The 20772-nt window shown below is 56.8% G+C and carries 19 protein-coding genes; 11 read left to right on the plus strand and 8 right to left on the minus strand.

Annotated elements, in window-relative coordinates:
- The first annotated feature begins 59 nt into the window (after positions 1-59).
- Both E5201_RS10370 and E5201_RS10375 read left to right on the plus strand, forming a co-directional pair.
- On the plus strand, positions 60-713 hold the full coding sequence (locus E5201_RS10370; RefSeq protein WP_181404594.1) for an EF-hand domain-containing protein: 654 nt from the start codon (positions 60-62) through the stop codon (positions 711-713).
- Positions 714-806: 93 nt separating this feature from the next.
- Positions 807-1577, plus strand: coding sequence for a prephenate dehydrogenase (locus E5201_RS10375; protein WP_246050567.1), 771 nt, complete (start codon positions 807-809; stop codon positions 1575-1577).
- Here the strand turns inward: E5201_RS10375 and E5201_RS10380 are convergent.
- The gene (locus E5201_RS10380) at positions 1574-2263 is read right to left on the minus strand and encodes a TorF family putative porin (protein WP_140985944.1); all 690 of its coding nucleotides are present in this window, start codon (positions 2261-2263) and stop codon (positions 1574-1576) included. The genes E5201_RS10375 and E5201_RS10380 overlap by 4 nt on opposite strands.
- A 94-nt stretch (positions 2264-2357) precedes the next feature.
- The gene (locus E5201_RS10385; protein ID WP_140985945.1) at positions 2358-3317 is read right to left on the minus strand and encodes an NAD(P)H-dependent flavin oxidoreductase; all 960 of its coding nucleotides are present in this window, start codon (positions 3315-3317) and stop codon (positions 2358-2360) included.
- Positions 3318-3423: 106 nt separating this feature from the next.
- Between E5201_RS10385 and E5201_RS10390 the strand changes: the two genes are divergently transcribed.
- Positions 3424-4407: a bile acid:sodium symporter family protein gene (locus E5201_RS10390; protein ID WP_246050568.1), complete on the plus strand. Its 984-nt coding sequence runs from the start codon at positions 3424-3426 to the stop codon at positions 4405-4407.
- On the opposite strand, the gene E5201_RS10395 is transcribed toward E5201_RS10390, so the two are convergent.
- From E5201_RS10395 to E5201_RS10405, 3 genes are all read right to left on the minus strand, one after another.
- The gene (locus E5201_RS10395; RefSeq protein WP_140985946.1) at positions 4397-4810 is read right to left on the minus strand and encodes a YdcH family protein; all 414 of its coding nucleotides are present in this window, start codon (positions 4808-4810) and stop codon (positions 4397-4399) included. The two genes, E5201_RS10390 and E5201_RS10395, sit on opposite strands and share 11 nt — an antisense overlap.
- A 78-nt stretch (positions 4811-4888) precedes the next feature.
- The gene (locus E5201_RS10400) at positions 4889-5353 is read right to left on the minus strand and encodes a TIGR02444 family protein (protein WP_140985947.1); all 465 of its coding nucleotides are present in this window, start codon (positions 5351-5353) and stop codon (positions 4889-4891) included.
- Positions 5346-5930, minus strand: coding sequence for a UbiX family flavin prenyltransferase (locus E5201_RS10405; RefSeq protein WP_140985948.1), 585 nt, complete (start codon positions 5928-5930; stop codon positions 5346-5348). The genes E5201_RS10400 and E5201_RS10405 overlap by 8 nt, the downstream gene beginning before the upstream one ends.
- A 217-nt stretch (positions 5931-6147) precedes the next feature.
- Between E5201_RS10405 and E5201_RS10410 the strand changes: the two genes are divergently transcribed.
- Positions 6148-6339 (plus strand): DUF465 domain-containing protein, encoded by a 192-nt coding sequence (locus tag E5201_RS10410; protein ID WP_140985949.1) that lies wholly within the window; start codon positions 6148-6150, stop codon positions 6337-6339.
- 205 nt (positions 6340-6544) lie between these two features.
- Here the strand turns inward: E5201_RS10410 and E5201_RS10415 are convergent, their stop codons facing one another.
- The 3 genes from E5201_RS10415 to E5201_RS10425 all read right to left on the minus strand — a co-directional run bounded on the left by E5201_RS10415 (position 6545) and on the right by E5201_RS10425 (position 10302).
- A complete protein-coding gene (locus tag E5201_RS10415; protein ID WP_140985950.1) occupies positions 6545-9118 on the minus strand; it encodes a glycoside hydrolase family 3 protein in 2574 nt (857 codons plus the stop codon).
- A gap of 368 nt (positions 9119-9486) precedes the next feature.
- Positions 9487-9678 carry a hypothetical protein gene (locus tag E5201_RS10420; RefSeq protein ID WP_140985951.1) on the minus strand — a complete coding sequence of 64 codons (192 nt, stop codon included), beginning with the start codon at positions 9676-9678 and terminating at the stop codon, positions 9487-9489.
- Positions 9679-9732: 54 nt separating this feature from the next.
- Entirely contained in the window at positions 9733-10302 is a 570-nt protein-coding gene (locus tag E5201_RS10425; RefSeq protein ID WP_140985952.1) for a hypothetical protein, read from the minus strand.
- A gap of 396 nt (positions 10303-10698) precedes the next feature.
- Here E5201_RS10425 and ppc point away from each other — a divergent pair, with 396 nt between their 5' ends.
- The 7 genes from ppc (at position 10699) to E5201_RS10460 (ending at position 20677) form a co-directional block, all read left to right on the plus strand.
- Positions 10699-13380, plus strand: a complete 2682-nt coding sequence (gene ppc / locus E5201_RS10430) for a phosphoenolpyruvate carboxylase (protein WP_140985953.1) — start codon at positions 10699-10701, stop codon at positions 13378-13380.
- Positions 13381-13596: 216 nt separating this feature from the next.
- Entirely contained in the window at positions 13597-15111 is a 1515-nt protein-coding gene (gene zwf / locus E5201_RS10435; RefSeq protein ID WP_281280218.1) for a glucose-6-phosphate dehydrogenase, read from the plus strand.
- On the plus strand, positions 15104-15844 hold the full coding sequence (pgl, locus tag E5201_RS10440; protein ID WP_140985954.1) for a 6-phosphogluconolactonase: 741 nt from the start codon (positions 15104-15106) through the stop codon (positions 15842-15844). Before zwf ends, pgl begins: the two co-directional genes overlap by 8 nt.
- A 37-nt stretch (positions 15845-15881) precedes the next feature.
- Positions 15882-17696, plus strand: a complete 1815-nt coding sequence (edd, locus tag E5201_RS10445; RefSeq protein ID WP_140985955.1) for a phosphogluconate dehydratase — start codon at positions 15882-15884, stop codon at positions 17694-17696.
- Between the two features lie 5 nt (positions 17697-17701).
- Positions 17702-18715 carry a glucokinase gene (gene glk / locus E5201_RS10450; protein ID WP_140985956.1) on the plus strand — a complete coding sequence of 338 codons (1014 nt, stop codon included), beginning with the start codon at positions 17702-17704 and terminating at the stop codon, positions 18713-18715.
- Between the two features lie 147 nt (positions 18716-18862).
- Complete coding sequence (gene eda / locus E5201_RS10455; protein ID WP_140985957.1) at positions 18863-19489, plus strand: bifunctional 4-hydroxy-2-oxoglutarate aldolase/2-dehydro-3-deoxy-phosphogluconate aldolase; 627 nt, start codon at positions 18863-18865, stop codon at positions 19487-19489.
- Positions 19490-19609: 120 nt separating this feature from the next.
- The gene (locus E5201_RS10460; protein ID WP_140985958.1) at positions 19610-20677 is read left to right on the plus strand and encodes a LacI family DNA-binding transcriptional regulator; all 1068 of its coding nucleotides are present in this window, start codon (positions 19610-19612) and stop codon (positions 20675-20677) included.
- Positions 20678-20772 lie beyond the last annotated feature (95 nt).

Consider the following 20772-nt stretch of genomic DNA (forward strand, 5'->3'; position numbering starts at 1 on the left):
ATATTGCGGGGCTTAAAAGCATGTGGACGAAATCAGCCTTATTTCTGGCACCTCTTTTCATGGCTGGAACCACATGGGCTCAGATTGCACCACCGCCCAAGGCCCCTACCACCGAAGAGGCAGTCCCCTCCGGTCGCGTGGCCGGGCAATCCGTTTTCTTCAGCCCGTCCGGCGAAGTCTTCAAAAGCCCCCTCAGTGAGGCCTACCCGACCGCCCTGTGGTTTTCCGGTGCTGATACTGATCAGGATGGTGCCCTAAGCCGTGAAGAGTTTCTGGCCGATGCCCTGCGCTTTTTTGCCGTTGTCGATGTCGATGGCAACAAGATCATCAGTTCTCAGGAAAACAGCCGCTACGAACAGGAACTGGCCCCTGAGATCCTTGGTTTCAGCCCGCTGGTCAAACAACCCACATACCGCAAGCGTGAAAACGACAAGGCGACCGAGCCCTGGACACAGGCCTATCAGGCTCGCATTCAGGGGGCGGCACAATTCAGCCTTATCAACGAGCCTCAGCCGATCAGGGCTGCTGACCGCAACTTCGATTTTCGGGTCACCGAGGACGAATGGATCAAGGCGACCACCGCCCGCTTTAACCTGCTTGATCGCAACAAGGACGGTAAACTGACGCTCGATGAATTGCCGAAAACACCGCTTCAGATCGGTCTTGAGGCCCGGGCCGCCGAACGCGCCAAGCAACAGCGTAAAGGCAAATAGCCCTGCCTCGGCACGTATCTTACGGCTTTATACTCGCATCCCGTTTTGGAATATGCTAACCCGCTTAGGCTAAAAAACGGGATAAGTGGGCGCGTGAGCAAAAAAGTATATACATTGGGTCTGTTCGGCTTGGGGGCCTTCGGGCAATTGATTGTGCGTCATCTGGCGCCCTATTTCGACATCTATGTCTATGATCCGTCGCCTAAAGCCAGGGCCTTCGCCAAACGTCATAATGTTACCCTTACGACACTTGAGGTCGCGGCCGCCTGCCGGTTTGTGGTTCTGGCCACGCCGATACGCTCCCTTAAGGAACTGGCGAAAACCATCGCCCCGCATGTGCGCAAATATGCGCTGGTGATTGATGTCGGCTCGGTGAAGGTGAAGCCCGCCCAGTGGCTGAAAGACACGCTGGCACCGACCACTTCCATATTATGTACCCATCCCCTTTTCGGGCCACAATCGGCCAGCAAAGGCATCAACGATATGGAAATCGTTGTCTGCCCCGTACGGATGCGTCACCTCAAACCCGTCATAGCCTTTCTGAAAAACACGCTCGGCCTTAAGGTCTCACTGGCCACTCCAGAGGAACACGACCGGGCGCTGGCAGCGGTTCAGGGCCTGACGCATATGATCGCCAAGGTCTTAAGTGGTCTGGAGCCCTTGCCGCAGGAGCACACCACGCGCTCCTATGACCTTCTGATGCAAGGTGTGCGTCTGGTGCAGGGAGATTCGGATGAACTGTTTCTCAGTATCGAACGCGACAACCCCTATGCCTCCGAAGTGCGTCGGCGGTTCTTCTCGGAAATCGACAGCCTCAGGGCGCGTCTTGAAGCGCATGATCCGGACGCCTCAAACGGAAGCTAGAAACCCTGCTTAAGGGCCAGCACCAAACGGTCACCATGCCCCTTGGAATATTCATGGCGGTTGGTGTCGTAATAGCGCAGATCAAGCTCAGTCTTGTCCCGCAGGGCATAGCTCAGGCCGACGTTCCACGCCATGTAATCACGGCTGGGGCGCATGGTCCGGCCCCCAATACCACCGGAAAGCTCAAGGCGATCAGTCAATTCGCGCGTGGCCCCGACCTCAATATAGAGCGCCTCTTTGGTTGAGCCGCTGGAATCCGGTGAATAGACACTTTCGAAATAGAGGCCATTTTTGCCATAGGATTTACTCAGATCGGTCTGCCATTCATAGGCCTCATTGTCCGAACCTGCGACCGCCCCAAGATTGACCTTATAGATGATCTGGCTCGACCATTTATAGCCGCTGTCGGTTTGCCCTTTGAGACCAAGCGCTATACCCGACTGATGGTCACTGCCATCACTGCCCTTGTAATTCTTATAGCGCAGGGCGGCAAAGCCAAGCCCGCGGGTCGCCGTCAGAACCGCACCGGCCTGACCATTGCCTTTCGTTTCCGACACACCCTTGCTGTTGGAATCTGTGGCGAGCGTAAACTGACCCGACAGTTTGATGTCCTCCGCCAGAACCGGCGTTTGCACCAGTAACGAGACAATGGCCGCAAGCGCCACAGGGGTATAAACAGAAGACAACGGATAACTCCTCGCAGCGCTTTGCCTACGCCACCTTGTAATAAATCTGCCAAAAAAGCGTCACATAACGCCCTCTACGACATTTTCACGACAGTTATGTGACAGTCCCGGCATTAAAATTCTGTACAAAGTCCGCACCGGCTTCCTCATATTCCGTTCTGAGCCGCTCCACCAGATCCGCCACCGGCACAATATCTTCGATATTACCAACGCCCTGACCCGCCGACCAGACGGTTTTCCATGCCTTGGCCTCCTCATGCATTTCATGCGCCATGTCCATAGCGGGCTTTTCCCCCGCCAGAATTTCCGGCGTAAAGCCATTGGCCTGAAGCGAAGCCCCAAGGAAACTTGCGGCCACACCGGATACCGCAGGCGTATAGACGATATCCTTAGCCGCGCTCTCCAGCAGCATCGCCTTATAGGCCTCCTGCGCCATAGCCTCGCGCGTGGCAATAAACCGCGTCCCCATATAGGCGAGATCAGCGCCCATAAGACGCGCAGCGGCCACATCACGCCCTGTGCTTAAGGCGCCCGACAGTATAATCGTACCTTTGAAGAAACGCCGTACCTCGCCCAAAAGCGCAAACGGGTTCAGGGTGCCTGCATGGCCACCGGCGCCGGCACACACAAGAATCAGGCCATCGGCACCGGCTTCTGCTGCCTTTTCGGCGTGACGCACGGAAATGACATCATGAAACACCACGCCGCCATAGCTGTGGATGCTGTCCACCACCTCACTGACAGCCCCTAATGAGGTGATTACCAGCGGCACCTGATGATCCACCGTCAACTTAAGGTCGGCCTCAAGGCGGCTATTGGTCTTATGTACAATCAGATTAACGCCATATCGGGCATCGTCAGGCGAAAGGGCGGCACTAATCTGCTCAAGCCAGTCCGCATAACCTTCTGAGGTCCGCTGATTTAACGCCGGAAAGGTGCCGATAATGCCGGATTTACAGGCTGCAATAACCAGATCAGGGCCAGAAACCAAAAACATCGGTGCCGCAATAACCGGCAGCTTAAGCCCCGTTTTCAGATTATCAGCAATACCCATGATTACCCCGCCTTTTTCAATTGACCCTAAGTAAAGATAACATCTTGTAATTTCTTGAGTATTGCCTAAGTTCCGACCTCACACAATCCCTTACCCCTGTGACGACATGATGAAGTTTTTTCGGCTGGATGGTTTTATTTTGGCCATGATACTGGCGGTGATTGCTGGCCTTCTGCTTCCTGAATGGGGCGCAAAGGGTGGCGTGCTCCACCTCGACATTGTCACCTCCATCGGTATCGGTCTGGTCTTCTTCCTGCACGGGGCCAATCTGTCGCCCTCCGCCGTTAAGGCCGGTGCCGCCAACTGGCGACTGCATGTCTTTGTCCATGCGGCAACCTTTGTCCTGTTTCCAGCCATAGGTTTTGCGGTATTTTTCACCACCGGCGGGGTCTTGCCCGAAGAAGTGCGACTGGGCTTCTTTTTCCTCTGCGCCCTGCCCTCGACCATCACCACATCGGTGGCCATGACGGCTATGGGGCGCGGCAATGTGGCCGGGGCCATATTTGACGCCACGCTTTCGGGCCTGATCGGCATGGTCATGACACCGGTTCTGATTTCGCTGGTGGTCAGCGCTTCATCCGGTCACCTGCCGCTCGGCCCCGCCATAATGGATGTGATGGTCAAGCTGCTGCTGCCCTTTGCCGCCGGTCAGATGCTGCGGCCCTTTATCGGTAAGTTTCTCGCACGGCACAAACCGTGGATATCCAAGGCCGACCGCACGGTCGTCATACTGATCGTCTATGCCGCCTTTTGTGAATCGACACTGGCCGGTCTGTGGACACAGTATGACCCGCTGCTGATCGGGGGCATCGTGGTCATGACATCAGCCCTACTGATTGTGGTGCTGGGCTTAACCGTCTTCATGGCCCGCCGGTTGAACTTTTCGCATGAAGATGAAGTGGCCGCCGTCTTCTGCGGCTCAAAGAAAAGTCTGGCCAATGGCGCGCCAATCGCCGCCGTACTGTTTGCCGGTCATCCGGCCATGGGAATGCTCATGCTGCCGATTATGATTTACCATCAAATCCAGCTGGTGGTCTGTACGTTTATGGCCAAACGCTATGCGGAGAAGGCCGACGCGCTTAAGCAATAATATCGGGACGGATACGGTCCTCTAGGGTAACAATCTGATCGCGCAGAGCCAGTTTTTTACGCTTCAGGCGGGCGATCAGAATCTGATCCGGCTGAGGCACGACCTCAAGGGCAGAAATAGAATCGTCGAGATCCTTATGCTCCTGACGCAAGAGCGCCAATTGCGTGCGCAGGGCCACCGTCTCGGCATTTATTGGCAAGGACCGCACATGTTCGTCTTCTTCGCGGATTTGCGGCTCAAGGTCATCCGGTTGATGATCGGTCTCGTTGGCGGACTGAGGACTATTATCCTGCCGTGACAGCACCCGCCTTTCCTCATCACCACCGCCCGTCGCTTCGGTATTTTTCACCAACGTCAGGGCATCCGGTCGGAACAGGGCGTGTATATTGCTGTCGTCATGCATCGAGATCAGCTCCGTTTCAGGGATTGGCGTTATAAGGACTTATACGCTGACTAAGGGTTTATAGCGCAAAATACCCCCTTAAGAAAGAGCGTCTCTTAAACGCTTAAGACCTGTGCGCGGCACCACCGGTGACCAGAAACGCGCCAGTCGCACCAGATTGTCTCCCGCCTGTGTCTGAGAGCGCTCGGTGGACATCAGCCCCTCAAGCGCTGACATCAGCGCTTTTTCCGCCGCCAGTTCCGCCGCCTTGACCTGCTCACGGATTGCCGACTTGGCGGCATCGTCCATATCGCTGACGGGCCCCTTGATGCGGCGACGAATGCTCCTCAAAGGCGCAATGACGTGCTCAGACCAGGCCCGCGCCGTATCAACCGCCGCTTCAGACAGGTCTTCGTTCAGCACATAGCCCTGCGCTTCGGTCCACAGACCGAACAACAAAAGCGGCACACACTGGTCATGGGTATCCTGTAGCTCAAGGCAGGCTTCGGCCACCGCAGGCGTGGCATAGACTCTGACTGCCCAGTCCCAGAAATTTTCAGTCATCGGCGTTCATGCCGCCCCAGCGTTGCACGGGGGCCTCAAGGCCAAACAGGTCAAGCGCACGACCGACGCTCTGAGCGACCATATCCTGAAGGGTTTGCGGGCGGGTATAGAAGGCGGGAACGGGCGGAGCCACAATCGCTCCCATCTCCGTCACCGCCGCCATGGTCTTCAGATGCCCCAGATGCAGCGGGCTTTCGCGCACCATCAGCACCAGCCGCCTACGTTCCTTAAGCGTCACGTCACCGGACCGGCTAATGAGATTTGACGTCACCCCCGTGGCAATTTCGCTTAGGGTCTTGATTGAACAGGGTGCAATCAACATACCCAGTGTACGGAACGATCCCGAGGCTATGGTTGCGCCAATATCCCCCACCCGATAGACTTGATCCGCCAGTGCATTTACCTCCGAAAGGCTCCGGTCTGTCTCGGCCGAAAGCGACAGTGCCGCCGCTTTTGAGATCACCAGATGGCTTTCAACCCCTAGTGAATTCAACATCTTAAGGGCGGTTATGCCATAGATCGCCCCTGACGCGCCGCTTATGGCGACAATGAGCCGTGAGGGAGTTTGGGGCGACATTTTTTCTCCTTAACGGGGAAACAGGGTTAAGCACACGCTTACTCTGAATCTCTCAATAGCGTGATCGAATGTAACCGATCGTGATTCTACAGTCCACGCTTTACAGTGTTCCATGGTGGGGTTCAAACATGGGGTTTGGACATAGTTCTTTCAGACACATTTTTTATGGATCCGGGCAACAGGCCCGCAGACGTCCGTATTGTGAAGGAGACTACCAATGAGCATAGAAGCCAGAGTCCGTGAGCTAGATAATCGTCATCAGTCCCTCAAGGCCACCATCGCGCGTGAGGAACGCTCCCCCTCTGTGGACTCACTCTATCTCAAGGAACTGAAGCGTAAGAAGCTTAAGCTCAAAGAGGAAATCGACCGAATACGCGCCGATATGCAGCCTGAGACGACCTTGCAATAGGTCGGGCTGCAAAAAGCGCAGGTCAAACAAAAAAGCCCCCCTGAAAAACTTCAGGGGGGCTTTTTTTACCTGATTAAGGACGCTTTAAAAGGGTTGGAGTCTTAGCCGAAAAGACGTGTCTTCGAGAACCGAAGCGCAGTGTACTTGGGTACATGAGCATCGGAAGCGCAGAAGAGGCGCCTTTGCAGGCCAGAAAACAGCCCTTTTACGGGCACTGGCCTTCGCCTTCGATGGTCGCCAACTGTACGGTGTTATAGGTGATCTTCAGCGGTTGCGCCGAAGACAGACCAAACGGAATACCGACCTGCTTCATGTCGAGACCAATAGCGCCGAAGCAGTTCAGCTTGACCTTAAGCGTGTGGAACTTGCCATCGGCCTTGAGAAGCCGCGAAATATCACGTTGCTGGCCGACAAAGCGGTCACGGCCAAGGAACAGATTAACCGGGCCGGTCGGGGCCTGATCCAGCTTATAGCTGAAGGAAATGGCCAGTTCACCCGTGGCCTGACGGCTCAGATCAACCAGAGGGCCTTCAAAATAGGCGCGCGATTCCTGTCCGGTGAAGGTCAGGATACGACCTGATTCCTGTGCTCCGGCGTCGGTAATGGTTTGGGTGATGAAACCTTGCGGTGACGCCAGATTGCCCGCCCCCTCAGCGGCCCCTTGCGCATCGGCCAGATAGAATTTCCATGGTTCGCGCACGCGACCCGCCGTGAAATAGTTGTCCACGTTCACCAGTTGCACATCCTTGAGGCCGGAATCTTCGGACAATGGAGCAAGGTTTGTTTTATTGGCGTAGGTCAAGCCAAACCCATAGGCAAACAACGGATCATAGTTTGCCTGCTGATAGTTCAGAGGCTGCTGATCCGCACGCTTTGGCCAGCTGAAGCTGAGTTTGCCTTTGAAATCATGGCGCGGCTTACCCGCCTTGTCGCCGATGATGATATCAGCCACACCTGCGCCCTCGGTACCGGGCAACCAGGCCGCGACAAAGGCCTCAGAGGCGTTGATTTCAGGATTGACCCACATCGGACGCCCCGAAAGGAACACGGTTACCACCGGAATCCCCTGATCCTTCAGCTTTTTGATCAGCGCCAGATCGGCCTTTTCACCGGACTGATAGTCGAGATTCGGGCGGTCACCCTGAAACTCGGCGTAAGGGTCTTCGCCCACCACAACAATGGCCACATCAGGCTTCTGGCCGGAGAACGAGCCATCGACGCTTAAAGTCGCCTTACCACCGGCAGCCTCAGCCGCTTCCTTAATGCCTCCGAAGATCGACTGACCATGCGGGAAGTCGGCATTCGTATTGCCCGTACCCTGCCAGCTGATCGTCCAGCCGCCGGATTGCTTGCCGATATCGTCTGCGCCGTCACCGGCGACCAGAATATTGGCGCTACCCTTGATCGGCAGGATTGAACCGTTGTTTTTCAGAAGTACCAGAGACTCACGCACGGCCTGACGGGCAATGGCGCGGTGTTCGGGCTTGGACAGGTTTTCAAAGTGACCCGCCAGCGGGCGGTCCTTAGGCGCGCCGAGTGTGAACAGGCCGCCCTTGATCTTGACGCGCAGGATACGACGCACAGCATCATCCAGACGCGCTTCGGTAATTTCACCGGATTTCACCTGAGCCAGTGTGTTTTCATAGATACCCTTCCAGGAGTCAGGCGCCATGAACATGTCGATACCGGCATTGAACGCCTGCGGACAGGAAACCGTCGTGCAACCTGGCACCTGCCCCTGTGCGTTCCAGTCAGACACCACAAAGCCGTCAAAGCCCATGCGCTCCTTAAGGACGTGCGTCAGCAGATACTTGTCACCGGTGATTTTCTTGCCGTTCCAGCTTGAGAACGAGGCCATAACCGTCAGGGCACCGGCCTCAATAGACGGCGGATAACCGGCATTATGTATGTTGGCGAAATCTTCTTCAGTCATGGTCGCATCGCCCTGATCGCGACCACCATCGGTGCCGCCATCGCCCAGAAAATGCTTGGCCGAGGAGATGATACGACCGGGCTTCACACCCTTATCGCCACCATCGGCCCCCTGAAGGCCCTCAACGACCTTACCGGCATAGGCGGCCACATCGGCAGGGTTTTCCGAATAGGATTCGTAAGCACGGCCCCAGCGCTTATCGCGCGCCACAGCCACAGTCGGAGCAAACGTCCAGTCGACACCGGCCAGCGTCATTTCATAGGCCGTAACCTCGGCAATCTGCTTCATCAGTTCAGGATTGCGCGTCGCCCCCAGACCGACATTGTGCGGGAAAATAATCGCGCCCACGAGGTTCGAGTGCCCGTGCACGGCATCAATACCGAACAGCAAGGGTATCTTGGTTTGTGACGGATATTCCAGAGAGGCGCGCCAGAAATCATCGGCCAGATCAAGCCATTCCTGCGGCGTGGCGCGCTCATTGCCGTTCGGCGAAGACGAACCACCGGCAAGAATCGATCCCAGTGGATATTTGCGCAGATCCTCGGGCTTAATGGAGGCGATATCAGCCTGCACAACCTGACCGACCTTTTCTTCAAGCGTCATCCCCGCCATCAGCTGATCGATCTGGGCCTCAACATCGGCATCAATCAGACCGGCATCTTTCAGTTCAGGCCAAACCGGATTTACTGTAACCGCAGCAGCTTCCGCGACAGGTGTCGACGGTGTTGCAGGCGTTGCGTCCACACTGCCGGTCGTCGCGCAGGCCGACAGCCCCCAGCCAAGCAACAGTCCCGCAGAAGCTCCGCTTTTCAGCCAACGCTTAAATGCCGTTGTATTATTGCGCATGTTCGTCCGTCCTTCTCTGCCTTCATCCCTTATAACGGGAATATTGTTTTATGGGGCGCCGGTTTTGAGGCGAAAGTCAACCGTCAGCCTCCGGCAAGCGCTGACCGTAGAGGCGCGCTACATCTTTCAAACCTTAATGACAGCGCTATCAAAAGGCGTCAACCCCGTAAAACCCTGCAAACCAAGGGTTTTGACAAAAGGGACAGTAAAATAATGAAATTAAATGCTATTATTTTTATTCAATATATACAGCAATTTAATTCTAAATTTTGCCCCGCTCATGCTTATTTTTTATTCCTTGACGTCAAAAAATGAAGGAAAAATCAAAAACGCATTTGACAGCGCTGTCAGAAATGACTACCGTAAATTTACCCGTTGGTGCTTATCTCCGCTCGCCAGACGCCGGATGCCTTTTTCAAGACACCTGCCGACAGCATCGGAGCTTTGACTTTAGAACCATGGCTGAGCGCGACTTCTTTCCCTTTTTCACGGTCGCGCGTCCGTGTGGTTTTAAGCGGCCTTTTAAATTTGGCATTATTTAAAAGGTTAAATGGCCTCATGCCCCGACCCTGCCGGTTTACCGGATCTGGCGTCGGGGTTTTTTTTGCCTCAATTTATAGTGACGCAGCCTGTCGGGCGTCCTTAGGGGCTTCCACCGTATCGTTTTCGATCAGACGACGCAGTTGTTCGGCACGACGGGCAATTTGAATCACCCCGTCCGGCATATCGTCTGCATCATGGCTTGATAACTCAACCAGTGTCTTCATCAGCTTGAGCATACGAGGCGCCGCCGCAATCAGACGGGCCTGCATCTCAATCAGGGCCGGATCGCGATCATATTCTGCCGCCGGTACGCGCCAGCCGCCCCAATCATTCTGGTCTGTGACGACCACCGGATAGGTGCCGGGAAACGGATGATGACCGCTGCTGTCAGGCGCGTGCCATTTATTCTTGGCCCGCATCAGACGCCAATGGGTGACATCGCCGTCACGACGCGTCTCCGCCTCCCCCTCAGCCACCAGTTCATCCGCACGGAAATCACGACCCAGACCGCAATCATAGGTCACCCGGACCGGCTCATCAAAGCCCTTGGCCCAGACCGGATTCACCTTATCGATGACCGCCCAGGTGCCGACCGGCTCGACATAAACCCTCTGATGCCGATGAAATACTGCCTTAGCCATTCTGCTTTCCCATTCTGCGCGCCCGTGACCGGCTCCTGACTCCGGCACACAGATACGCGCGTGAAAGGTAGCTTAAAGCGCAGGATTTAGGATTTGATGAGCGGGCATGGTTAACGAAAAATTTGCGACCTCACACCCTGCACGACCTCACGCAACCCCTTATTAAGTCAGACATTTTGAAGATAGTTAAAAAATAAACAGTCTCCGCATCGCTCAAGCCCTTGTATTATTTCGTCTTAGGTTCCGCCTGCACCGTGCCGCCTCAGCTTTTTCTTGCGGCGCACAAATTTTGCGCTAGTTTGGAGAAAATCCCGCTTGACGGATGTGTCCGCACCGCGCCCACAAACCACATTCAAGCCAGAATAAAAGTACGAGTTCTTAGGGGACTAAAAGTTGATGACGGATACGACGATCGATCACGTCCGGCAGAATATAGCCATGCTTGAAGGCTTTCTGACCGAGGCGGTACATGAATTTGGCAAGGTGCATGTCCTGTCAAAAATTGACGGCCTGAAAAGTCAGGTTCTGACCCTTAAGGGCCTAAGTGAATCCGAAGCCGCCCACGCCGCGCGTCTTCTGACCTGCCTGTCGGCCCTGACGGTTATTTCAGAAGACGTTGCCAATCTGGCCCGCATTGAAACCTTCGAAGATGCCGAAGGCAATCCGCAACCGATCAGCCTCGTCAATGCCGTGACCTCGGCGCGTCTGGATGGCTACACCCAGACCGAAATCGAAGACACCCTGCGTGGCATTCTGGCGTCACCGGTGTTTACGGCACACCCGACCGAGATGCGTCGCGCCAGTATCGTTGAGCGTGAATATGAGATCACCTCACTTCTGGCGAAATACGAAACCGCTAATCGTCCTATCGATCGCAAATATCTTGAGGAAGACCTGTATCGGGCCGTGGCGCTTCTGTTCAACACGCGCCTGAACCGTCCCGAACGCATCAGCGTGGCCGACGAGGTACAGAACTCGCTGAGCGTAGTGAAACGCTCGATCCTGCCAGCCCTGACCGAACTCTATACTCAGTGGGGCAAGGAGATCGAACTCGAAGGCCCGCTGCCAAATATCCTTAAGCTTGGCTCATGGATCGGTGGCGACCGCGATGGTCACCCGCATGTCGATGATACAACGCTGAAATATGCCTTTGAACAACAGTCCAAGCTGATCCTGAGCTTCTATTTCGAGCAACTGGAAAAACTCGATATTGAACTGACCCTGTCTCAGGAACTGGCGAAGGTTTCGGACGGTCTTCTGGAACTGGCGCGGAAATCCGCCGACACCAATGTCCACCGCGTTGATGAACCTTACCGGCGCGCCATCTCCTATATTCGCGCCCGTCTGGCGGCGACATCTGAGTCGATCCTCAACCTGCCGCACACCCTGACCAATCCACTGATTCCGGCCTATGAGACCGCCGAAGCCTTCGTGCTCGACCTCAAGGTTATTCGTGACAGCCTGAAGGATTTTGGTGGCAAGCGTCTGGTGGGGCGCACCCTGAAATCGATGATCCAGATTGCCCGCTCCTGTGGTTTCCACCTTCTGTCACTCGACCTGCGCCAGAACTCAAGTGTGCATGAACGGGTAGTGGCCGAATTGTTTGCCCAGTCGTCCGAGCTTCTGGACTACACCTCACTTTCGGAAAACGAGCGCGTATCGGCACTGGTGGCGGAACTGACCAATGACCGCCTGCTGCGCTGGCCGTTTGCACGCTATTCGGCTGAGACCCAGCGCGAACTGAAAATCATCGATGCTGCCGCCGAAGTCGTACGCGTCTTTGGCCCTGATGCCATCGGTTCCTATATCATCTCCATGGCCAAGTCGGTGTCCGACATTCTTGAGCCGCTGGTGCTGCTGAAACAGGCCGGCCTCGTTTATGGTGGCCCGTCGCCGCACACCATGATCCGTACCGCGCCTCTGTTTGAGACCATCGAAGACCTTGAGGCCGCACCGGAAATCATGAAGCGCTGGCTCGGGCTTCCGGCCATGCGTTCGCTGCTTGGCCGCCCGGCCATTCAGGAAGTCATGCTCGGCTATTCCGATTCCAACAAGGACGGCGGCTATACGGCCTCACGCTGGTCGCTGCACAAGGCGTCTTCGGCCATCAAGGCCGTCTGTACCGAACGCGGCGTCAAGCTGCGCCTGTTCCACGGTCGCGGCGGTTCGGTCGGTCGCGGCGGGGGCCCGGCCTTTGCCGCTATCCGTGCACAGCCCGAAGGCACGGTTGACGGGCAAATCCGCGTCACCGAACAGGGCGAAATGATCGCCCGCAAATTCGGCAATGCCATCACCGCGCAAAAAACCCTTGATGCCTTTTCGGCCGCCGTCTTCCTCGCCTCCCTGCCGTCGCGCGAAGACGTTAAGGGCCAGAGCCACGAAAAGCTGGCTCAGGCCAAATATGCCGACCTGATGGAAAGCCTTAGCGAAGCCTCCTTTAAGGCTTATCGCGGTCTGGTCTATGACGACCCGCACTTCCTGGCCTTCTTCCGCTCGATCACGCCGATTTCTGAGATCAGCGACCTGAAGATTGGTTCGCGTCCGGCCTCACGCACCAAATCCGGCAAGATCGAGGATCTGCGCGCCATTCCGTGGGTCTTCTCATGGTCGCAGTCGCGTTTCGTTCTGCCCGGCTGGTACGGCTTTGCCTCGGCAGTGAAAGCGGTCGGCACCGACGACGACACCCTGATCCGTATGGCCAACGAATGGGAGTTCTTCGACGTTTTCCTCGCCAATATGGAAATGGCTCTGGCCAAGTCAGACCTGAAAATCGCTGAACTCTATGCCGGTCTGGCCAGCGATCCGGTTGAGGCCAAACGCATCTTTGCCCGTATTCGTGACGAATATGATGAGACCGTCGCCCTGTGCCTGCGTATCCGCAATTCAAAAACCCTGCTGCCGGATCAGGAAGCTCTGAGAGCCTCCATCGAACGTTCTGCGCCGCTGCTGGATACGCTTAATCACATGCAGGTCGAGCTTCTACGTCTGCGCCGCGACGGCAACACGCATAAGCTGGTTGAACTGGCCATGCAACTGACGGTCAATGGTATAGCCAGCGCCCTGCGCAATACAGGTTAACACCAATAAAAAGCCAATAAAATACCAGTCAACATTCTTGCAGAGGCCCGTTTTAACGCTTATATCGTCTAAACGGGCCTTAATCATATTTAGTCTATATCGGGCTTGACCCTGCGCCGAAGGACATGTATGACAGCGCTGTCATACGGTATCTGTATGACCATCCAAAGCCCTTCACAAAAGAAAAGGGCTTCATAGGCCCCGGGAAAAGCAAAAGTGTCCGATCGTTCCGTTACCGAGTCTAAATCAGCCGAATCGAGATCAACCGGCCGCCGTCAGCCTGTCTTTGTGCTCGTAGGCGGCACAGGCGATCTGGCCCTGCGCATGCTATGGCCGTCATTGGCTATGCTTGATCAGGATGGCTTTCTGGCCGAGGACCTCAGGCTTATCTCCATTGCCCGCGAAGCCATAACCCATGACGCCTTCATTGAACGCGTCAGTGCGGCGGTTACCAAACGTTCCGGCGACGCCCTCGAAGACGGCACCCTCAAGACCTTTACCGACCGCCTGACCCACCTGCCGCTTGATGCCTACGACACCGAATGGGGCGCAAAGCTCAAGGCTGAGATCGGTGAGCCTGAAAACCTCGACATCGTCTTTTTCCTGTCCACCTCGCCCAGCCTGTTCAAGCCGCTGTGTGAGCGTATCCTTGAGGCGGGCCTGAACGCGGCCCCTAACCGCGTGATCATCGAAAAACCGCTGGGCCGTGATCTGGCCACCTCAAAGGTGATCAACGATTCGGTCGCCGTCGCTTTCGACGAATCGCGCGTGTTCCGCATCGACCACTATCTCGGCAAGGAAACGGTGCAGAACCTGATTGCGCTGCGTTTCGCCAATACGGTGTTTGAACCCCTGTGGAATGCCCAGAGCATCGATCACGTTCAGATTACGGTTTCCGAAACCGTCGGCACCGGTGATCGCCTGGGTTACTACGACGAATATGGCGCGCTGCGCGACATGTTACAGAACCACCTGCTCCAGCTTCTGTGCCTGCTGGCCATGGAGCCGCCTGCCGGTCTGTCCGCCGATTCCCTGCGTGACGAAAAGGTGAAGGTGCTCAAAAGCCTTAAGCCAATCAACGCGTCTAACGTCCTGCAAAACACGGCCCGTGGTCAGTATGGCCCGGGCTACGCCGGTGACGAAAAGATTGCCGGTTACGAGGCTGAAAAAGGCTCACCGTCGAACACCGAAACCTTCGTGGCCCTTAAGGCAGAGATTGCCAATTGGCGCTGGAGCGGCACGGCCTTTTATCTGCGCACCGGCAAATGCCTGCCGACCCGCACGACCGAAGTGGTCATTCAGTTCCGGCCCGTGCCTCATGCCCTTTTTGGCACCGAGGCCACACCGAACCGTCTGGTGATCCGTCTGCAACCGGATGAAGATATTTCCCTGACCGTGATGAACAAGGCCCCGGGCCTCAGCGCCGATGGCCAGCAACAGTTGCAACCTCTGGCTCTGTCCCTGTCGCTCATCAACGCCTTTAACGGCAATGGCAATAAACCGCCGCGCCGCCGCATCGCCTATGAGCGCCTGATCCTTGATGCCCTCAATGGCAACAATGCTGCCTTTGTCCGCCGTGATGAGGTTGAGGCCGCCTGGGCGTGGGTCGATGGCATTGCCGAAGGCTGGGAAAAGGCCTATCCGAAGCCGCAAATCTATCCGGCGGGCACCAATGGCCCGACCAGCGCCTATACCCTGCTGGATCGTGACGGGCGAGTGTGGAATGACTGATACCCTTATTCTGGAAGGGACCGCCGGTCGCTTTGAGGTTCAGGTTTTCGCCACGGCCCACGAAGCCGAAACCGCTGTCCTGAACCTGATCGGTGACGCTGTGGCCACCGCTATCACTGCTGAAGACAAGGCTGTGATCTGTGGCGCGGGCGGTTCGACCCCTAAGCCAGTCTACGAACGTCTGCATACGCTTGATGTGGCGTGGGACAAGGTCACCCTCACTCAGGTCGATGAGCGCTTTGTGCTGGTCGATGACCCAAGCTCCAACACCCGCATGATGCGTGAGGCGACCTCCGGCATCGAAGGCCTGACCTTCCTCAGCCTCATTCAGGATGCCGATCAGGCCTTAAGCGCTGAAAAAGCCGAGGCCGCCTTACGCGCGCTGAATGACGGTGAGGCACCGGTGTTCGATGTGACCCTGCTCGGGATGGGGGGCGACAAGCACTATGCGTCGATCTTCCCGCAGCACCCGCTCAATGCCAGCATCTATGACACCGAAACACTGGTTGTGCCGGTTGCGGCCACCGACGGATCGCTTGAGCCCAAACTTCCTCGCCTCACATTAAGCGTGAACGCCCTTAACCGGTCGCGCCGCATTGTGCTATACATAACCGGCAAGGCGAAACTTGAGGCCCTCCGAGAGGCCATCGCCAACCCCGATAAGGACACCGCGCCCATCGGGGCCTTCCTGAAACAGCTTGCGCAACCCGTCGATATTATCTGGGTCGCATAGGCTGATTTAAGACACCGAGGGGGAAGGATATAAAAATATGACCGAGTTGAATCCTGTTGTTAAAGCCGTCACCGAGCGCCTGATTGCCCGCAGCCGTGACAGCCGTGCCGAATATATGGCCCGCATCGCGCGTTATAAAACTCATGAGCCGCGCCGCAAGAAATTAAGCTGCGCCAACTATGCCCACGTGGTCGCCGCCAGCGACACAGACGACAAACTGGCTGCCGCGCTCGATAATGTCCCCAATATCGGCATTGTCACCGCCTATAATGACATGCTGTCGGCGCATCAGCCCTATTATCGCTACCCTGAAAAAATCCTCGACTATGCCCGCAAATCCGGTGCCACGTCTCAGGTCGCCGGTGGCGTGCCCGCCATGTGCGACGGCGTGACCCAAGGCCGTCCGGGCATGGAACTCAGCCTGTTTTCGCGCGACGTCATTGCCATGTCGACGGCCATTGCCCTGACCCATGATGCCTTTGATGCCGCCCTGTGTCTGGGGATCTGTGACAAGATCGTTCCCGGTCTGGTGATGGGGGCATTGGCCTTCGGTCACCTGCCGGTGATCTTTGTCCCGTCCGGGCCTATGCCGTCCGGCCTGCCCAATCCCGAAAAGGCAAAAGTCCGTACCCAGTATGCCAAGGGCGAAGTCGGTCGCGATGCGCTTCTGGCCGCCGAAATGGCTTCCTACCATTCCGCCGGTACCTGCACCTTCTATGGCACGGCCAATTCCAACCAGATGCTGATGGAAGTCATGGGCCTGCATGTACCGGGCGCGGCCTTTGTGCCGCCGCATGGTGACCTGCGTGACGCCCTGACCCGCGCCGCCGTGCAACAGGCGGTAAAGACCGCCGCCAACCGCGATGCGCCGATCTATATGGCCGATGTGATTGACGAACGCGCTATTATCAACGGCGTTGTCGGCCTGCTGGCCACGGGCGGTTCGACTAATCACGCCCTGCACCTTCCGGCCATGGCGCGCGCCGCAGGCATCCAGCTTCTGCCCGAAGACCTGAACGACCTGAGCCACGCCGTGCCGCTTCTGGCGCGCGTCTATCCTAACGGGGCCGCCGACGTAAACCATTTCCATGCCGCCGGTGGCATCGGTTTTGTGATTCGCGAATTACTGAGTGCGGGCCTACTGCACGAAGACGTCACCACCGTCTGGGGCAAGGGCTTAAGCGCCTATGGCAAAGAGCCGATCCTGAACAATGGCGAACTGGTGTGGCGCGATGCACCTGCCCAAAGCCTTGATGAGAATATTCTTCGTCCGGTCACCAATCCGTTCTCAGCCGAAGGCGGATTACGTGAATTAAAGGGGAATCTGGGGGCTGCGGTCACCAAGATTTCCGCCGTCAAACCTGAGCACCGCTTTATCGAAGGCCCTGCGGCGGTATTTGACGATCAGGACGATTTTCTGGCTGCTTTTAAAGCCGGAAACCTGCCGGAAGGCGATTTCATTTGCGTTGTGCGCTTTCAGGGGCCAAAAGCAAATGGCATGCCGGAGCTGCACAGCCTGACTCCCTCACTGTCGGCCATGCTGGATCAGGGGCGTAAAGTCGCCCTGGTCAGCGATGGCCGCATGTCGGGAGCATCAGGAAAGGTCGCAGCCGCCATACACCTTACTCCAGAAGCCGTTGACGGCGGACCGATCTCAAAATTACGGTCAGGAGACAAGGTAAGAGTAGATTGTGAAAACGGGAACCTGAGCTTCATAGGTGATGAAGCGGAATTTGCGGCGCGACCTGCTGCCCAGAGACCTCCGGAAGCGGACGGTCTGGGGCGGGAGCTGTTCGCACCGTTCAGGCGTCTGGTCGGGGCATCCGATACAGGCGGCTCCGTTTTCTGGTAGGTATAATGACGGTTATTGACAACCAAGCGACGTTTACAGGCACTTCTCAGCTTTTCAGCGGCCTTGTCGGCGACATAGGCGGCACCAATGCGCGCTTCGCCATCGCCGAGCGCAAGGGCGACACCTATGGCCTTGATCACTTCAAATCCTATGAGACCGAGGATTATCCCGATCTCTATGCGGTGATTGCTGACTATTTCAATGAGATTGGCGGCAAGCCGTCGCTTGATTTTGCCGCCTGCGCCGTCGCAGGACCTGTGGTCGAAGGGGCTATCAAGTTCACCAATCTGGACTGGCTGGTGACCGAATCCGAGCTTAAGGCCCGCACGGGTGTCCGTAAGGCGCGGCTTCTCAATGACTATGCCGCACTGGCTTTTTCCCTGCCGCACCTCAACGCCAATGATTGCAAAACCATAGGCCCGGTCACCCGTGGCAAGGGCAATGTCCATGCCGTTATGGGCGCAGGCACAGGCTTTGGTGCATCGGTGCTGGTGGGCGGGGCGTTTGGCCCCTACTGCCTGTCCACCGAAAGCGGCCACGCCTCATGGGCTCCGGTTAATGATTTCGAAGTCGAGATCCACAAGATCCTGCGCAAGAAATATGGTCGCGTGACCATTGAAATGCTGTTGTCCGGCCCCGGTCTGGTCAATCTCTATCAGGCCATTACCACCGCCCGTGGTGAGCCGACCCTGAACCTGACCCCTGCCGAAATCACCCACCTTGAGGGCGAAGACGCGCAAGGCTCACGTTACACGGTTGAGGTCTTCCTCGATATTCTGGCCTCTGTGGCCGGTGATCTGGCGCTCTATCAGGGGGCGACCTCAGGCATCTTCATTGCCGGTGGCATTGCGCCGCGCCTGATCCCGCACATTGACGAATCACGCTTCCGCGCTCGCCTTGAATCCAAGGCGCCTATGACGGCGCTGGTTGAAACCATACCCTCGCACATCATCACTCATAAATGCGCCGCACTTGTGGGGGCGGCAAACGCCTTGACGGATGCGGAGATAACCGCCTGATCACGAAAAAGTCCTTCGCGCCTCGCGCTCAGTATACTTTTTCGTGGGTTTAAGGTAGTCAGGCTTTCCCTTGAGGCGGCTCCGCGCTCAAGCCTGTCTTTTTCCCATGCCGCTTACGCGACAAAGATATAAATATAGAGGCCCACCATGACCACGCATCCCGATATCCCGAAGTTCATGACCACTGGGCCAGTACTGCCGGTTATGGTCATCCCGTCTCTGGATCAGGCCCTGCCTCTGGCGGATGCGCTTATGGCGGGCGGTATCCGTGTGCTGGAAATCACCCTGCGCACCGATTGTGCGCTGGACGCCATCGCCCTGATTGCCAAGGAACGCCCTGACGCCATCGTCGGTGCCGGCACAGTCATTACCCCTAAGGACGCCGAAAAGGCCGCCAAGGCCGGTGCAAAATTCGCCGTATCGCCGGGCCTGACCAAGACTCTGGCCAAGCAGGACGCCCTGCCGCTGCTGCCGGGCGTCGCTACCTCGTCAGAGGTCATGCGCGCGCTTGAGTGGGGCTTTACCCATCTGAAGTTCTTCCCCGCCGTTCCCGCCGGTGGCGTTGGCGCGCTCAAAGGCATCGGCGGCCCGCTGCCTCAGGCCAAGTTCTGCCCGACCGGTGGCATCAGCCTGTCTAATGCTGCTGATTTTCTGGCGCTTGATAACGTCCTGTGCGTTGGCGGCTCGTGGGTTGCGCCTGAAAAGGCCATGAAAGACGGCAACTGGGCGGAAATTTCGCGCCTGTCTGCCGAAGCCGTCCAGAAGTTCTCCTGAGACTAATCCCCTGCCGTCGCTTTTGATTTCACTCTGTCCGCAAGCGGACAATTGACAAAAGCGGCGGTTAGGCCATTGTGCGATCTGATAACTTACACATAACGGCAAATCCTACCGTCCATGAAACCGCCCAGTCAGATAAAAGCCCCTTTGAGCGGCGGTGGCACGACGACCTCAACCATCAATGACGTGGCGCGTCTGGCGGGTGTGTCGATCAAGACGGTGTCGCGCGTTATCAACAAAGAACCTAATGTGCGTGAGGAAACCCGCCAAAAGGTTCAGGAGGCGGCGACGCTTCTGCATTACCGGCCAAACCTTCTGGCCCGTTCACTGGCCGGTTCCCGCAGTTTCCTTATTGGCCTGTTTTACGACAACCCTGTCCCGCACTATATCGACGCCATGCAGCGTGGCGTTATCCGCCGCGCCCGCGAAGATAACCACCACCTGCTGATTGAGCCTCAGGACAGCCATTCACCGGACCTTGAGCGTTCCATCTCTTCACTGCTGGCCACGGTGCGTCTGGATGGTGTCATCCTGACCCCGCCCCTCTGTGACATGGCCGTTGTCCTGCACGCCATTGAAACGGCGGGTGTGCCCTATGTGCGGGTATCGCCCTTCCTCAATCCCGGTCGCTCGCCCAGTGTGCGCATCGATGATGTGACCGCCGCTTATGAAATGACCCTGCATCTGATTGCTCAGGGCCACAGGGATATCGGCTTCATCCTTGGCCATCCGGAACATGGCGCCAGTCACCTGCGTTACGAAGGTTTCGTCAAGGCCCTGCGTGAAAATAACCTTGAACCTCGCGCCGAATGGGTCAAGCAGGGCTTCTTCTCGTATGAATCCGGCATTGATGCCGCCCGTTCGCTGTTTGCCGCGGGTGCACCGCGCCCTACGGCTATCTTCTCATCCAATGACTACATGGCATTTGGCCTGATGGCCTATGCTCAGCAGATTGGGGTGCGGATCCCCGAAGACATTTCCGTTGTCGGATTCGATGACGTCCCCGGCGCTATTCTGGTCTGGCCACATGTTACCACCATCCGTCAACCGGTCGAGGAAATGGCCTATGCGGCAACCGATCTGTTGCTTAATCGCGCCACCGAAGACGAAAACGGCAAGCCGATTGAGACCACCCGTTCCCTGCCCTTTGGTCTGATCGTTCGGGAATCGGCGCGACAGGTCTGAGGCGACCCGTCTTCAGGGTGTACCTTGCCCCTTGGCGCATTTTTTTAGCCGCACATCCTATGTCGAAAAGCATTGCGCCTTTCAGGATGCGCACT

This window comes from Asticcacaulis tiandongensis (genome assembly GCF_006475605.1).
Lineage (GTDB): Bacteria > Pseudomonadota > Alphaproteobacteria > Caulobacterales > Caulobacteraceae > Asticcacaulis > Asticcacaulis tiandongensis.

Bases quoted from the DNA above. Each gene is read 5' to 3' on its own strand.
- E5201_RS10370 (WP_181404594.1), top strand. From the start codon at position 60: ATGGCTGGAACCACATGGGCTCAGATTGCACCACCGCCCAAGGCCCCT.
- E5201_RS10385 (WP_140985945.1), bottom strand. From the start codon at position 3,317: ATGGGTATTGCTGATAATCTGAAAACGGGGCTTAAGCTGCCGGTTATT.
- E5201_RS10390 (WP_246050568.1), top strand. From the start codon at position 3,424: ATGATGAAGTTTTTTCGGCTGGATGGTTTTATTTTGGCCATGATACTG.
- E5201_RS10395 (WP_140985946.1), bottom strand. From the start codon at position 4,810: ATGCATGACGACAGCAATATACACGCCCTGTTCCGACCGGATGCCCTG.
- E5201_RS10400 (WP_140985947.1), bottom strand. From the start codon at position 5,353: ATGACTGAAAATTTCTGGGACTGGGCAGTCAGAGTCTATGCCACGCCT.
- E5201_RS10405 (WP_140985948.1), bottom strand. From the start codon at position 5,930: ATGTCGCCCCAAACTCCCTCACGGCTCATTGTCGCCATAAGCGGCGCG.
- E5201_RS10410 (WP_140985949.1), top strand. From the start codon at position 6,148: ATGAGCATAGAAGCCAGAGTCCGTGAGCTAGATAATCGTCATCAGTCC.
- E5201_RS10415 (WP_140985950.1), bottom strand. From the start codon at position 9,118: ATGCGCAATAATACAACGGCATTTAAGCGTTGGCTGAAAAGCGGAGCT.
- E5201_RS10420 (WP_140985951.1), bottom strand. From the start codon at position 9,678: ATGAGGCCATTTAACCTTTTAAATAATGCCAAATTTAAAAGGCCGCTT.
- E5201_RS10425 (WP_140985952.1), bottom strand. From the start codon at position 10,302: ATGGCTAAGGCAGTATTTCATCGGCATCAGAGGGTTTATGTCGAGCCG.
- ppc (WP_140985953.1), top strand. From the start codon at position 10,699: ATGACGGATACGACGATCGATCACGTCCGGCAGAATATAGCCATGCTT.
- pgl (WP_140985954.1), top strand. From the start codon at position 15,104: ATGACTGATACCCTTATTCTGGAAGGGACCGCCGGTCGCTTTGAGGTT.
- edd (WP_140985955.1), top strand. From the start codon at position 15,882: ATGACCGAGTTGAATCCTGTTGTTAAAGCCGTCACCGAGCGCCTGATT.
- glk (WP_140985956.1), top strand. From the start codon at position 17,702: ATGACGGTTATTGACAACCAAGCGACGTTTACAGGCACTTCTCAGCTT.
- eda (WP_140985957.1), top strand. From the start codon at position 18,863: ATGACCACGCATCCCGATATCCCGAAGTTCATGACCACTGGGCCAGTA.
- E5201_RS10460 (WP_140985958.1), top strand. From the start codon at position 19,610: ATGAAACCGCCCAGTCAGATAAAAGCCCCTTTGAGCGGCGGTGGCACG.